This window comes from Ferdinandcohnia salidurans (assembly GCF_042680725.1).
GTDB lineage: Bacteria > Bacillota > Bacilli > Bacillales > Bacillaceae_L > Ferdinandcohnia > Ferdinandcohnia salidurans.
The window spans coordinates 97,453-109,932 of record NZ_JBHUEK010000017.1; the positions used below are offsets into that span (position 1 = coordinate 97,453).

Sequence of the window (12,480 nt, forward strand, 5' to 3'; positions counted from 1 at the left end):
ATATTATTCTTTTTGTATTTTCGACGATTGCACCTCGGACGCAACCGTTACACCTTATAAAGTACCCTTTCATCGAAGACTGTGAGTTCAATAATATCTTTAATAAATGTATCCGAATCTTTTATAATAAAAGCAAGGAAAGGAGAGTTAGATGTTATACATATTATTTGCATTCATGGCGATATGGTTATTAACCGCATTTTTTTCATATTATCTGTTCTATTTTTTAACCATTTCCGATTGCTCAGTAGGGATACTAACGATCTTTTTTTGGAAAATTGTCTGGGTAGGCTTGCATAATCAATACCGATTACGAAAAGATCCTGCCTATCGAAAGAATATGGCCTTTTACAAAGAAAAGAAACGAAATGAGAAAGCAAAACGTCTACGGAAACTTACTCCATTTCAAAAATGGAAGACAACAACGAAGGAAATACTTTTCACCGTTTTTTCATGGATTTTGATCCCTTGTATATTTTTAGGTATTCCAGCAGGCGCATTGGCCATTGGAGGGAACTTTTTGCTTGACTTCCCATCCTATCTCTTTGGAAAAACGGAAACGGCGACCGGCTATGTATCTTATTATGAAGAGGTTTCAGGCAGAAAATCACTTTCTTACACGACAGTAGAAATAGAAAATGAGGACTATGTTTTAACCCACCCTGAAACGTTTTATATAGGCGATAAAGTAAAAATACACTATTTGCCACATACAAAAATCATTAGTGATTTCGAAATAGTCGAGGAACGGAAAATTCAATCAGATTTATCGGTCACACCAACAGATCCATCAATAAAAGACCATCCAGCAATCGGATCGTGGGAAAATACGAATGATGACGAATATATTTCGGTATTACTCTCTGAAACTGGTTTAGCGAACCTCGGAGAGATTGAGGGCGATGAAGGAATTTTTTATACTGGCAGCTGGAAGTATGATGAACAAGAAATGATCATTACAATGGAAGTGGATGATGCAGAAAATCTATCATGGCAGCCGGTAGACCATCCAGTTAAAATCGATATAAAGGTTCTTTCAGTTACTAATGACTCATTGGAAATTGAGTACCATCAAAAGAAAATTCGCTTAAAAAGATTATGGTAGAGTTTAATAATATTTTATAAGACAAAAGTGAGGTGCCAGCAGCAATGGAACATCGATTCAATTGCTACCCTGGCACCCATTCTACTCTTGTTAGTCCATTAAAATCCTTCGTAGGTTTTAATCTGCGACAAGCAAAAGCAATCCACCTACTCGAAAATGCCCCTTGTTTGAATTTTTCTATGCGATTGGTGTTCCATTTTCCACATGTTCATCCGGCCTTAAAAGAACCACGTCACCTTCTTCAGGGATTCCTCCAATTACCAGTACCTCTGACTTAAAACCTGCGATTCGTCTCGGAGGAAAATTTACGACTGCAACGACTTGAGTACCTATAAGCTGTTCTGGTTCATATCTTCGAGTAATTTGGGCTGAAGTTTGTTTCAATCCAATTTCTCCAAAATCAATTTCTAATTTTATTGCAGGTTTTCTAGCCTCTGGAAAAGGTTCTGCTTTAATAACAGTTCCAATTCGGATATCCAATTTAAAAAAATCCTCTATCGTCGCCATGAACACACCCCTAATTTTACTCTTTTATTTTTTATTACGATTGGTGGTTTTGTATTTTTCACCTTTGCTATCGTAGGTGACCCATTCACCAACTGGTTCACCTTTCTCAAAATACCCTGAACGCTTTATTGTTCCATCGGAACGGTACCATTCCCAATAGCCTTCAGGCATATCTTCAATTATTTTCCCCTTTGACCATATTGTTTTTCCGTTTGCATGGTACTTTATTGTGTATCCATCAATTACTTCCAGTTTCTTTTCCTTGACACCCTTTGGGTGTTTCAAATCACAATCTTCATTTTTCATGACTTACCTCCGATCATATAAAAGGCTTTTTTCAAATAAGATTTGTAAAATCATTTAATTAGCAGCCTTTTTCGTTTGTTGTTGATATAAAACAATAGGAAGGACATAACCCCTATTACAAATAATTGCGTAAAAAAGACATTCAACTCTATCATATCAAAACTAAGTATTACCCATAACATATTGAATAGAACTGACATACCAAATCCTAACAAAAGGATGTAGATTTTCATTCTTTTATAGTTATCTTTCCCCCATAAAAACTTGATATAAATAAAAGTGAGTATGCCTACAATAAGGACTGGCAGAAACCATTCAGAAGGTTTTAATACAATGGTTTCGTCTGGAATACCTTCGAATATGAGACTACCTAACGATAACAGATGGAAAAGTAAGATATAAAATAATAATAGTAAAATAGCTATAATGTCACCAAGGAATAAAACAAGATTAATAGCTTTATGTATGATAAAAGCACCTCCTGTATAAGTAACTCTTCGTAAGCACTTGAAATTCAATTGAAAAAATAAACCTGTGTGGCCTGATTACTACACAAGCGCCCCTGCTTAAGGAAAAAACGTTGCACCATATTATGATGCAACGCTTAATTGTATTTTATTGCTATACTAACCCTCGAATAATTCCCTAATTAAACTTAGCAAATGCAACCAACGATCCATTATCACATGATTGGAAACCATTCTTTTCATAAAAATGTCTGACATCAGGGGCTTCCTCTGTTAATAAAACTTTTTGACGAACATTTTTATATTTCTTCAGAACCTGCTGCATCAATTGAGTAGCAATTCCTTGATTTTGATAAGCATTTAACACAAGAATATCTTGAATGTAAATAATTGTTAATCCATCCCCAATTATACGAATTAACCCAACTAATTCTTCGCCTTCCCAAGCAGATATAACCTCTAATGATTGTTCAATTGCCTGTTGAAGAACTTCTAAATCTTGTGTATAAGCATACCATTCTACATCATTATATAACCTTTCTAATTGTTCTCGATTTATATTTTTACTACTATTAAATTTTATCGCCATTCATTTTTCCTCCTCAAAATAATTTATTTTGAAGAGTTGATCCATAATTTATCCACTGTCTTATGCCTCCCTATGGTAATATTCCGTATGTTGTTATAATACTATTTCGACATTACCCACCATAATCCTGCTTACGATTTACGTTGAAACTGTAATTGAAGACCGATCCAGTTCCTATTTTGGCGCCACAAGTTCTACTTTTATTCGATCAGGGTCTTCAAAATATACAGCATAATAATTCTCTCCGCCAGCAAAAGGATGCTTTTCAGGATAAAGGATACTTACCCCTTTTTCTTTTAATTTGTTTGTCATTTCGTCTACGTGTTGACGTGAACTTGCATGAAATGCTAGATGATTAAGACCTACTCGGCAACGATGATACGGAATATCTAAAAACCTGTCCTCAGCTTGGACAAAAACAATATATGTCTCATCCATTTTCCAGCTTCGTCCTTTTTCCCACTTTTGATAGGTTTCATATCCCAATTCCTCAAGAAACCAACCCCAGAAATCTACTGTCCTAATTAGATCTGATACATATATTTCAATATGATGGAGCAACCCCTTTGACATGGAAAAACCCCCTTTATGCTGGACTGCTTCATGAATCAAACAAATCTTATTCGTTATTGGAATTACCTCTTTCTTCTACTAAACCTAGTAATAAGTTATAAAAGTAGGGCATCAATCCTTCTTGGTTAATGCACCCTTTAAGTGTAAGTATTTATAAACAATATGTATTACCTTCTGTCAGCAAGCTTAATTATAAGTGAATATTATTAGTATGCGATACCTACACGTGATTTTATATAATTGTTACTTTCAATCTGCTTATATGTAAATTCTGCTGTATCCGATACGTATATTTTAACTCCACCTAGCGGCAAAAAATCACGTTCTAAACGATATTCACCTAAACTTTCTCCAACCGGTAAATACGTAGGACAAACAATAGTCCATTCGAGTGTTGATTGTTTAAGCATATCGTAAACTTTATGATGTTCTTCTGCTGCACGGGTTGATTTACGCTTTGATTCACTTGATTGATAGCGTAATAAATCTGGGGTGGTTCTACTTTGTAGGATACCTGCAGTTCCTATAGTAATAATCCGTTGTATACCTTCGTTTTCCATTGCATCGATAATGTGCAGTATACTTTCAGACAAAGTTGTTGCCCCATCAGTATTTAGCGCACTAATAACTACATCAATCCCGTGCATTGCACGTACAATATCCTCGTTATTTAAAACATTACCTCGAATAATAGTTAATCTTTCATTATTTATTTGAATCTTCTCTGGAGTACGAACTAATGCAGTAACATGATGTCTGTCATGAAGAGCAAAATTAACTATTTGACTTCCAACTCGTCCAGTTGCACCTAAAATTAAAATATTCAAAAGTAGAATCCTCCTTTTTACGAATACAAATAGTACACTACACTATAAATGCGATTATTTCTTCTTTGTTAACTTAGGCAGGATGACTTTCGTTAGCTAAGTAACTTTAACAAAAAATGCGTTTATCCTTTTTGGATCAACGCACTTCACGCTTTATTTTATTAAACTAACAAATTAATAAAATCATCAACATCTTTAACACATAATTTCATTCCATTTTCCCAAAAATCAACCGAAGTGATATCCTCTTTCAAATGCTTCATCACTAAATCTTCCGTTGACATACTTCCTGAATCACGTAGTAATTCGATGTACTCCTTTTCAAACCCTTTTCCTTTAGTTTTGAATTTTGCATAAAGACTAAGAGAAAATAAGTAACCAAACGTATATTGAAAATTATAGAATGGTGATTTTGTAAGATAATAGTGTGGGGTCCAGACCCATGAGTATAAAGAAACATGATCAAGCGAACCCTCATAAGCGACATCAAAAGCTTCTTGCATAAGTTCATTTAAACGTTTTGATGAAACAATTCCCATTTTACGTTCTTCATAAAAATTCTTTTCAAACAGGAACCTAGAATGCATGTTCATGAAATTCATGACGCTTCGCTTTAATTTTTCATCCAGTAAAAACAATTTTTCTTCAGTAGAACCCGCTTTATTTAATGCCGCATCTAGTATAATTTGTTCAGAAAATGTAGAAGCCGTTTCAGCGATACTTAATGGATATTGTCTATTCACCCCATCAACATGTTTCATTGCCACATTGTGAAAAGCATGACCTAATTCATGTGCTAATGTTAATACATTTGTCATTCTCTCTCCAAATGTCATAAAAATTCTTGATTCCCCAGAAAGAGGAAATCCTGCACAAAATGCAACAGCTGACTTATTAGGTCGGTCTTCAGCCTCTATCCAACCGTTTTCAAATGCTTGTTGAGTAAAATTCACCATTTCATTTCCAAAATGACTAAAATGCTCCAATATAAAATCTACGGCTTCTTCGTAATCTATCTTTCGATTTCCCTTTCCAATAGGTGCCCAAAAGTTATAAGACTGCATTTTATTATCGCCGTTCATTTTTGCTTTTTCTTTTAAATAAGTAATGAAAGTTTTTTTATATTTACTTACCGCTGACCACAATGCGTTTAGGGTTTCCTGTTTCAAACGATTCTCCATTAGCGGTTCAACTAAAACATTATCTATGCCTCTGTTTTTATAAACCTGTAATCGAAAACCAGCAATATGATTTATTATTTGTGCGAATTGTTCTTCTTTATCTTTCCAAATATCTTCTAATGCAAAATGAGCCATTTTACGAATGTGTTCGTCTGGGTGAGAACGTAAATTAATGGTTTGTCCCACAGACAGTTCTTTGGGTACTTCTTCGATTTGCAACTTAACCTTTATACTTCCTATTAGTGATTGATAAAACTGACCCCAAGCGTGGTAACCATCAACCATCAGGTCTGAAACTAACTTTTCTTCCTCCTCAGAAAGAAACATTGCTGCTTTTTCACGCAGCTCGGTAAGTACAAACTTATATTTATGTAGATCCTTCGTTTCTAGTAAGTCCTCCCATACAAGTTCGCTTGTGTTTAAAATGGTATATTGAAATTTTTTGATTGTTGATTCAAAGTCAGCATTTATAAATGATGTCTGCCCTCTTAGTGTCATAGCAATTTGATCTTTTGGGTTTTGTGCAAGAAGACATGTTATAAAAGAATTCGCTTCAGACAGGTGTATCCGAATATCAGTGATCCGTTTCATAACAGATTCGACTCTCGGCGATTCACTAACATCGGATAGGTTTTGACCTTAAACTCTAGTTGTTTTATATGATTATGTAGTTGTGAAGAATTACTACCATCTAGGAACAATTTATCTAGATTCCATACTTTTGAATACCTTGTTTTCGGCATTATTTACCCCCAAGATTTAAGCTAGTCACTAGAACTCATTAATAGCAGAAATAACACTTTTTAAAATTTCAATCGATTGAATTGGTTCTTTATCAAGTTCTAAAGCGTGATTACCACCCTCAACTACTTTAAGTCTAAGATTTTGATTATTTTTCAATTTTTCAAAGCGTTCCTCAATGAAACAACTATCTTTATCACCAATCATACAAAGTCCTTTATTTTCACTGTTAACCATTGCATTAAATACGTCATCCCTTTGTAGTAAAGGAGTCAACCATACCGCCTTTGCGTCTTTGGGCATTGAATGATCAAGCAAATAACTCAAAGCGATGGTTCCTACTGATTTCGCCAATAGATAATAATTACTGTATTTCTTGTTCTTAGTAGCGTTGTCAATCGCTAGTTGTACATCTCTTGCAAAATCCCTTTCATTTAGAGCTGACATTTCTTCTCTACTAAACTTATAGTTAATATGTAATACGTCAAAACCTTTCGAATAAAATACCCCTGTTGTAAAGTGCAATAATGGAGCTTGTGTTGTGTAACCAGCCCCTGGTAAGATAATTACTAAACTATTTGTTTCATCATTTTGTTCTATTAATCTATAAGGAATATTTTTAGAATCAACCATTTTATTAGCAGTCACCGTTGTCACACTCCCTAAGGTTTTCATTATCTATTCTTACAATATTAGTTTTAGAGATTTTTCTTCATAAGAGATGCTATTTGTATTTGATCGTGCTGTGAACTGTTTTCTAAATGCTTTATTACTAACTCTTGTCGTTCTGTAGGATGATTTTGACTCAATTTCGCTTTTCCTTCAATACTTGCAATGTTAATCCTGAACGCTACAATTCCTTTACTCATTCCTTCTATATAACTGGGATCTACACCACTTAGATTGTATGTACTGTCAGGGCTTTCATATTTATTGACCAAGTCATTTAACGAGTCGATTATTAATTTCTTATCCTCAATAATCTCAAGCTTTCCATATACGTGGATAGATACATAGTTCCAGGTAGGCACTGCCTTCGTTGTTTCGTAACAAGAAGGTGATATATAGCAATGAGGACCTTGGAAAATCGCAAGTACTTGTTGATTCTCAACATCCATCCATTGTTCGTTCGGACGTGCAAAATGACCATATAAAGCATGTTCAGATTTATAAAACATCAATGGAAGATGGGTAGCATAGGGCTCCCCATTATGTTGGGAAACTAAGGTTGCAAAGCTATATTCCTCAATAAAATCATAGATCACTTCTTCATCATCAATCCTAAAATACTTAGGTATATACATGAAAATCCACCTTTCAAATATGTCCCACCCATTAATTTAAGCCAAGGAACACTATCTACTATATAAATGTTTTCATCATAATATAGTCCGTTTGTTCCTCATCACCCATATAAAAAGAGTGAGCACCGGTTTGAACAAACCCCAATTTCTTATAAAAAGCAATGGCATTATCATTCTTTTCCCATACGCCTAGCCAGATTTTCTTTTTATTCAATTCCTGCGCTATTTCAATCGCTTTATTAAATAGATATTTACCTAGCCCATGCTTTTGAAATTTGTTCTTTATATAAATCCTCTCGATTTCAAGTGAGTCATTCCCCATTTCTTCCGTCTGAGCACCATTGGTATTGACCTTCAAATATCCAGCGAGTTCATTTTGGAAATAAACAAAAAAGAATTGCGATGAAATGTTGGATAATTCTTGTTCCAATTGTTTTAAGTTAAATGCCTTTTCCAAATAAGCACTCATATTTTCGGGTGAATTTTGCTCCTTAAACGTCTCATTAAAGGTTTCAAAACTAATTTCTTGAAGTATGTGTAAATCCTCTAGGTTGCATTGTTTAAAATTTATTGTCATTACAATATTTCGCCCCTTAAATAATCTCAATCACTCTTCCATACTAACATAATATTCCAACAATACTACCCGAAAATTATCACTTGAAAAGACGACCGGATTGATCGTCTTGCTTACTTATTTCACTATTTAATTGATTCTTTTTACACAAGGGTTTGTGTTACTACATTTATGCTGTTTTGAGGGATACCATTTATCGTTTCTCGATCTTCTGATATACCGTTTAGGCTCTTTGCGGGATAGCTTTTATCGTTTCTCGGGCTTCTGATATACCGTTTAGGCCGTTTGCAGTATAGCATTTATCGTTTCTCAATTTTGTGATATACCGATTAGGCTCTTTGCGGTATATCATTTATCGTTTCTCGTTCTTGTGATATACCGTTTAGGCTCTTTGACGGATAGCGTTTATCGTTTTTCGATCTGGTGATATACCGTTTAGGCTCTTTGCGGTATAGCATTTATCGTTTCTCGTTCTTGTGATATACCGTTACGCCATTTGCGGTATAGCAGTTATCGTTTTTGCGGGTCGGCAAGATACTATCATAAATCAAATTACTTTCGTATTAATATTTATTTTTAGTTTCTAATCATCCTCCAATGATTGATATTATGAATTTCCATTCCAATGATAAATAATCTGCACAACTCCAGACGAGAACGTTCTTGTTTGAACCATTTTTAAATTTATCCTCTGTTTTATATCAGAAAACAAAGGTTTTCCTTCTCCCAAAACAACAGGGTGAATAGATAATCTAAATTCATCAACAAGCCCTAAATTTATAAAAGTTGTAATGAGACTTGCTCCACCATATAGCCAGATGTCTTTACCAGGCTTTTTCTTTAATTTATTTATTTCTTCAATAATCTTTTCATTTATAAAAATCGCTTGATGATCCGTCTTCTTTGTTCGGGAAAATACATATTTTTCTTTACTATGTACCAATTTCCAGATTTCCTTTTCAGAATCTGAATCTTCATTTTTCGGAGTATATTGCCCCCATAAATCGTAGCTTTTTCTACCATATAAAATAGCATCAATTTGGTTTAAGAAATCTGTGAAATTCATATCAGGGTCCATAATGCACCAATCCACTTCTCCGTTTTTCCCTTCAATAAATCCATCTAATGTAACTGCTAAATCTAAAATGATTCTTCTCTGTTTAATGTGATTTGTCATTACTCACGGTCCTTTCATTTTCAAATAGACATTTTCCCTAATTATCTACATATCGTAAGTTTTACCATACATGCATCTTAACACCAAAATAGAACGACTCCCCAGCCAAATGCAAAATCTAATAACTACCTTCTTTTCTGGGGAACAATACACTTGAGGTGGTCCAAATGGAAAAAAAGGTATTCGTATTTCTATTTATTTTTCTATTACTATCGACAAGTGGTATTGCTCAAACGAATCAGCAAATACAAATATTCGATATAGATCAAGACAAAGTTATAAAATATGTACAATCAAACGCGGATGTGCAACAAGAAGTAGAGAATATTCTTAAGGGAATAACAGGCGTATATGCAAAATACAATCCTATTCCCACTAAAGGATTTATGGTAAGAATTCCATTAGAACCTAATATTATGATAAGAAATAAATGGTTTGATGACCTTGTAGATGAAGTAACCATTATTCTGCCTAGTCAAGAGGATCCATATCTAATGCTGTTTGACGACGAAAACAAACCATTTTTCCTAACCTTCGAAGGTAACACAGAAAAACTCTTGGATTTATTGGACTTTAAACCATAACAGTAGTTCCGCTTTAATCTTGTAAATTATAAAAACAACTTACTCAGGGAAAGATTAGCAAGAGGTGATTGGGATGGATAAAGAAGAAGTAAAACTCACATCAGCTGAAATAGGAACGCTATGGGGAGAATATGTAAACGGAACTGCTGTAGATACTGTAAATAGATATATGTTGTCCATTATAGAAGATGAGAAAATTAAAAAGCTATTCGAAGATGCCATTACAATTTTTGCTTCTCAAAAAAAGCAGGTAAAAACATTCATTGAAAGTCAGGAATTCCCAATTCCAACCGGATTTAGCGAGTCTGATCTGAATAAGACGACAAAAAGGTTGTTCACTGACATCTTCTGTTTGCACTATCTACATATCATGACCCTTCATGGTATATTAGGACATTCTACAGCCCTTAGTTCTTCCGTAAGAAAAGACCTAAGACACTTTTATCAATCATGTTGTAATGACGGAATGAATATGTACAATAGAACAATTGAATTACTATTGGAAAAGGGACATTTTCAAAGAGATCCCTACTTTTATCCGGCAAAAGGTCCTGAATATGTATCAGGCCAACAATTTTTAGGTGATTTTTTTGGAGATCAACGGCCGTTAGCTGCAACAGAAATTATCGCATTATCACTTAATATAAAAAAGAAAATATTAGAAAAGTCACTTTCTATAGGATTTAGCCAAGTAACTCAATCACATGAAGTTAGAAAATTTTTAGAGAAAGCAGAAAGAGCATCAGATCAACAAATTCAAGCACTGAGTAAATTACTTAAAGCGGATAATTTGCCTGTTCCCATGTCGTGGGAAACAGAGGTAACTAACTCTCAAGATTCGCCTTTCTCCGATAAATTGATTATGTTTCATATTGGTTTCTTACTACAATCCGCACAATCTTATCACGGTGCAGGTCTAGCTTCTGCCATGAGATTTGACCTCGTAGCAACTTATGAGAAAATCATATTAAAAAATCTAATGATAACCAAAGAATGGTTTAATATAATGTCTAAAAATAAATGGTTAGAACAACCGCCACTTGCTCCAAATAGAAAAGATATTGCAAAAAATAAGTAAGATGTCCCTGTGCTGGGACATCTTATCTTTTATCTATCATTGCTAAGAACTTTAAGGATTTTCCAATAATATGTAACAAATAGATCAGTATTGAATACATAACTATCCCGAGCGTATAATTTATGGGTTGTGTTTGCGAATTAATTCCATGCATTTCGTTATATAATTCAGTTTGCTGTTGAGACCACGATGTTACAAATATGGTAACCACTATTAAAGTTAATGCTAAAATTGCTTTTTTATGAAAGGTTACGTTAACAAAACTGTACTTTAACGCATCAAGAAAATTTATTTTTCCATGAGCTACAGTTTCCGGATTTCTCTTTATAGGAGTTAAAAAGTAAAACAACAAACCTCCCCATACAATAGCCATCATAATTAAACTTGTATAATCCATGTTATGTGAAACCCCCATTTCTCTTGTATTGCAACTTGGAAATTTCCCTATTAGTCCTCAATGATTTTGATTTACAGCTTCTACTTTTTTACGAATTTCCCTTTATTTAATTATAGATGAAAAAGAAAACTGTCTGCATTATTACAAACAGTTTCCTTGGTAAAAATATTTATTTAAATCTTAGACATTGCTTCTTGAATATACTTGTATAGGTCCCTATCCATCCCATATTGCAAAGGATTATTTGGGTTCTCAGAGTGGAAGCGTTCCGCCGACTCTACAATTCCTTGGTCACCAGCAGTAAACTTGTCAATTAACGACTTCCATTTTTCAACTAATTCCACGACTCTTGGGTTTTCAGGTGGAGTATTATTTTCTAATTCTCCCCTTATATCTGCGATTAGTTTAGACCATTGATTTTCAATTAGTTCCATATCTTCGCCACTAATTTTATCCGTTTGACTTCTCATTTTATCTAGTTGATCTTTGGAGAAATAGTTTTCTACCATATTGTTCACCTCAATAAATTTAATTAGTTGGTTTGCGCTTACATCTTGTTGGGAGTTCATTAACGTATAAATGTTTTCTAATCTTGCGTAAAGTTCCTCATGTATTTCTATTTGTTTCTTCACTTTTTGTAATTGCATACCAATAACTTGAACACGATTTAAGCTTTGTTTTTCCATAATTTCTTTGATTTCTTCTAAAGAAAATCCCAATTGTTTTAATGAAATAATTTGTTGTAATTTCTGTATATCACTTTCGGAATAGATTCTGTGTCCAGAATCTGAAACTTTTGATACAGGCAATAATCCAATTTGGTCATAATGGTGTAATGTTCGAACTGTAAGTCCAGTTAGTTTTGCTAACTCACCTATTTTCCAAGTGCTTTTGTCCATCCTCATCCCCTCCAATTCGTACGAACTATTATTGTCGACAAGTTAAGTATAGAACCTAACATTACGTCAGGTTCAAGACCTTTTTTAAAATTTTTTTATTACTTGTACTTTTCATCCTAGGAACAGCTTAAATAGATATCTTCAACAAAAAAAGCGATAACCCTTGAT

16 protein-coding genes and 1 pseudogene are annotated in these 12,480 nt (G+C 33.9%); 3 read left to right on the forward strand and 14 right to left on the reverse strand.

Annotated elements, in window-relative coordinates:
* Nucleotides 1-151 precede the first annotated feature (151 nt).
* Nucleotides 152-1,105 carry a hypothetical protein gene (locus ACFSFW_RS10985; protein ID WP_388038091.1) on the forward strand — a complete coding sequence of 318 codons (954 nt, stop codon included), beginning with the start codon at nt 152-154 and terminating at the stop codon, nt 1,103-1,105.
* A 177-nt stretch (nt 1,106-1,282) separates the two neighbouring features.
* Here the strand turns inward: ACFSFW_RS10985 and csaA are convergent, their stop codons facing one another.
* The 11 genes from csaA to ACFSFW_RS11040 all read right to left on the reverse strand — a co-directional run bounded on the left by csaA (nt 1,283) and on the right by ACFSFW_RS11040 (nt 9,354).
* On the reverse strand, nt 1,283-1,612 hold the full coding sequence (gene csaA, locus ACFSFW_RS10990) for a chaperone CsaA (RefSeq protein WP_388038094.1): 330 nt from the start codon (nt 1,610-1,612) through the stop codon (nt 1,283-1,285).
* Between the two features lie 24 nt (nt 1,613-1,636).
* Nucleotides 1,637-1,918, reverse strand: coding sequence for a toxin-antitoxin system YwqK family antitoxin (locus ACFSFW_RS10995; RefSeq protein WP_304216978.1), 282 nt, complete (start codon nt 1,916-1,918; stop codon nt 1,637-1,639).
* Between the two features lie 645 nt (nt 1,919-2,563).
* A complete protein-coding gene (locus ACFSFW_RS11000) occupies nt 2,564-2,974 on the reverse strand; it encodes a GNAT family N-acetyltransferase (protein ID WP_388038097.1) in 411 nt (136 codons plus the stop codon).
* A gap of 174 nt (nt 2,975-3,148) precedes the next feature.
* Complete coding sequence (locus ACFSFW_RS11005; RefSeq protein WP_388038099.1) at nt 3,149-3,547, reverse strand: VOC family protein; 399 nt, start codon at nt 3,545-3,547, stop codon at nt 3,149-3,151.
* A 206-nt stretch (nt 3,548-3,753) separates the two neighbouring features.
* The gene (locus ACFSFW_RS11010; protein WP_388038102.1) at nt 3,754-4,374 is read right to left on the reverse strand and encodes an NAD(P)-dependent oxidoreductase; all 621 of its coding nucleotides are present in this window, start codon (nt 4,372-4,374) and stop codon (nt 3,754-3,756) included.
* 161 nt (nt 4,375-4,535) lie between these two features.
* On the reverse strand, nt 4,536-6,146 hold the full coding sequence (locus ACFSFW_RS11015; RefSeq protein ID WP_388038104.1) for a M3 family oligoendopeptidase: 1,611 nt from the start codon (nt 6,144-6,146) through the stop codon (nt 4,536-4,538).
* Nucleotides 6,143-6,298 carry a hypothetical protein gene (locus ACFSFW_RS11020; protein WP_388038106.1) on the reverse strand — a complete coding sequence of 52 codons (156 nt, stop codon included), beginning with the start codon at nt 6,296-6,298 and terminating at the stop codon, nt 6,143-6,145. The genes ACFSFW_RS11015 and ACFSFW_RS11020 overlap by 4 nt, the downstream gene beginning before the upstream one ends.
* A gap of 28 nt (nt 6,299-6,326) precedes the next feature.
* On the reverse strand, nt 6,327-6,944 hold the full coding sequence (locus tag ACFSFW_RS11025) for an alpha/beta fold hydrolase (RefSeq protein ID WP_388038109.1): 618 nt from the start codon (nt 6,942-6,944) through the stop codon (nt 6,327-6,329).
* A 50-nt stretch (nt 6,945-6,994) separates the two neighbouring features.
* Entirely contained in the window at nt 6,995-7,600 is a 606-nt protein-coding gene (locus ACFSFW_RS11030) for an FMN-binding negative transcriptional regulator (protein ID WP_388038112.1), read from the reverse strand.
* Between the two features lie 58 nt (nt 7,601-7,658).
* Nucleotides 7,659-8,177 carry a spermidine/spermine N(1)-acetyltransferase gene (paiA, locus tag ACFSFW_RS11035; RefSeq protein WP_388038114.1) on the reverse strand — a complete coding sequence of 173 codons (519 nt, stop codon included), beginning with the start codon at nt 8,175-8,177 and terminating at the stop codon, nt 7,659-7,661.
* A gap of 607 nt (nt 8,178-8,784) precedes the next feature.
* Complete coding sequence (locus tag ACFSFW_RS11040; RefSeq protein WP_304216966.1) at nt 8,785-9,354, reverse strand: dihydrofolate reductase family protein; 570 nt, start codon at nt 9,352-9,354, stop codon at nt 8,785-8,787.
* Between the two features lie 167 nt (nt 9,355-9,521).
* Between ACFSFW_RS11040 and ACFSFW_RS11045 the strand changes: the two genes are divergently transcribed.
* Together ACFSFW_RS11045 and ACFSFW_RS11050 are read left to right on the forward strand one after the other, a co-directional pair.
* A complete protein-coding gene (locus ACFSFW_RS11045) occupies nt 9,522-9,938 on the forward strand; it encodes a hypothetical protein (protein ID WP_304216965.1) in 417 nt (138 codons plus the stop codon).
* 73 nt (nt 9,939-10,011) lie between these two features.
* The gene (locus ACFSFW_RS11050) at nt 10,012-11,016 is read left to right on the forward strand and encodes a DUF3231 family protein (protein ID WP_388038117.1); all 1,005 of its coding nucleotides are present in this window, start codon (nt 10,012-10,014) and stop codon (nt 11,014-11,016) included.
* A gap of 22 nt (nt 11,017-11,038) precedes the next feature.
* On the opposite strand, the gene ACFSFW_RS11055 is transcribed toward ACFSFW_RS11050, so the two are convergent.
* From ACFSFW_RS11055 to ACFSFW_RS11065, 3 genes and pseudogenes are all read right to left on the reverse strand, one after another.
* Complete coding sequence (locus tag ACFSFW_RS11055; RefSeq protein WP_304216962.1) at nt 11,039-11,413, reverse strand: hypothetical protein; 375 nt, start codon at nt 11,411-11,413, stop codon at nt 11,039-11,041.
* Between the two features lie 173 nt (nt 11,414-11,586).
* On the reverse strand, nt 11,587-12,060 hold the full coding sequence (locus ACFSFW_RS11060; RefSeq protein ID WP_388038186.1) for a TipAS antibiotic-recognition domain-containing protein: 474 nt from the start codon (nt 12,058-12,060) through the stop codon (nt 11,587-11,589).
* Nucleotides 12,058-12,312: pseudogene (locus ACFSFW_RS11065) on the reverse strand (MerR family transcriptional regulator); the annotation flags it as partial. The pseudogene ACFSFW_RS11065 and the gene ACFSFW_RS11060, both read right to left, overlap by 3 nt.
* Nucleotides 12,313-12,480 lie beyond the last annotated feature (168 nt).

What these genes read in the sequence shown, in the direction of transcription:
- ACFSFW_RS10985 (WP_388038091.1), top strand. Translation starts at nt 152, where the DNA reads ATGTTATACATATTATTTGCATTCATGGCGATATGGTTATTAACCGCA.
- csaA (WP_388038094.1), bottom strand. Translation starts at nt 1,612, where the DNA reads ATGGCGACGATAGAGGATTTTTTTAAATTGGATATCCGAATTGGAACT.
- ACFSFW_RS10995 (WP_304216978.1), bottom strand. Translation starts at nt 1,918, where the DNA reads ATGAAAAATGAAGATTGTGATTTGAAACACCCAAAGGGTGTCAAGGAA.
- ACFSFW_RS11000 (WP_388038097.1), bottom strand. Translation starts at nt 2,974, where the DNA reads ATGGCGATAAAATTTAATAGTAGTAAAAATATAAATCGAGAACAATTA.
- ACFSFW_RS11005 (WP_388038099.1), bottom strand. Translation starts at nt 3,547, where the DNA reads ATGTCAAAGGGGTTGCTCCATCATATTGAAATATATGTATCAGATCTA.
- ACFSFW_RS11015 (WP_388038104.1), bottom strand. Translation starts at nt 6,146, where the DNA reads ATGAAACGGATCACTGATATTCGGATACACCTGTCTGAAGCGAATTCT.
- ACFSFW_RS11020 (WP_388038106.1), bottom strand. Translation starts at nt 6,298, where the DNA reads ATGCCGAAAACAAGGTATTCAAAAGTATGGAATCTAGATAAATTGTTC.
- ACFSFW_RS11030 (WP_388038112.1), bottom strand. Translation starts at nt 7,600, where the DNA reads ATGTATATACCTAAGTATTTTAGGATTGATGATGAAGAAGTGATCTAT.
- paiA (WP_388038114.1), bottom strand. Translation starts at nt 8,177, where the DNA reads ATGACAATAAATTTTAAACAATGCAACCTAGAGGATTTACACATACTT.
- ACFSFW_RS11040 (WP_304216966.1), bottom strand. Translation starts at nt 9,354, where the DNA reads ATGACAAATCACATTAAACAGAGAAGAATCATTTTAGATTTAGCAGTT.
- ACFSFW_RS11045 (WP_304216965.1), top strand. Translation starts at nt 9,522, where the DNA reads ATGGAAAAAAAGGTATTCGTATTTCTATTTATTTTTCTATTACTATCG.
- ACFSFW_RS11050 (WP_388038117.1), top strand. Translation starts at nt 10,012, where the DNA reads ATGGATAAAGAAGAAGTAAAACTCACATCAGCTGAAATAGGAACGCTA.
- ACFSFW_RS11055 (WP_304216962.1), bottom strand. Translation starts at nt 11,413, where the DNA reads ATGGATTATACAAGTTTAATTATGATGGCTATTGTATGGGGAGGTTTG.
- ACFSFW_RS11060 (WP_388038186.1), bottom strand. Translation starts at nt 12,060, where the DNA reads ATGCAATTACAAAAAGTGAAGAAACAAATAGAAATACATGAGGAACTT.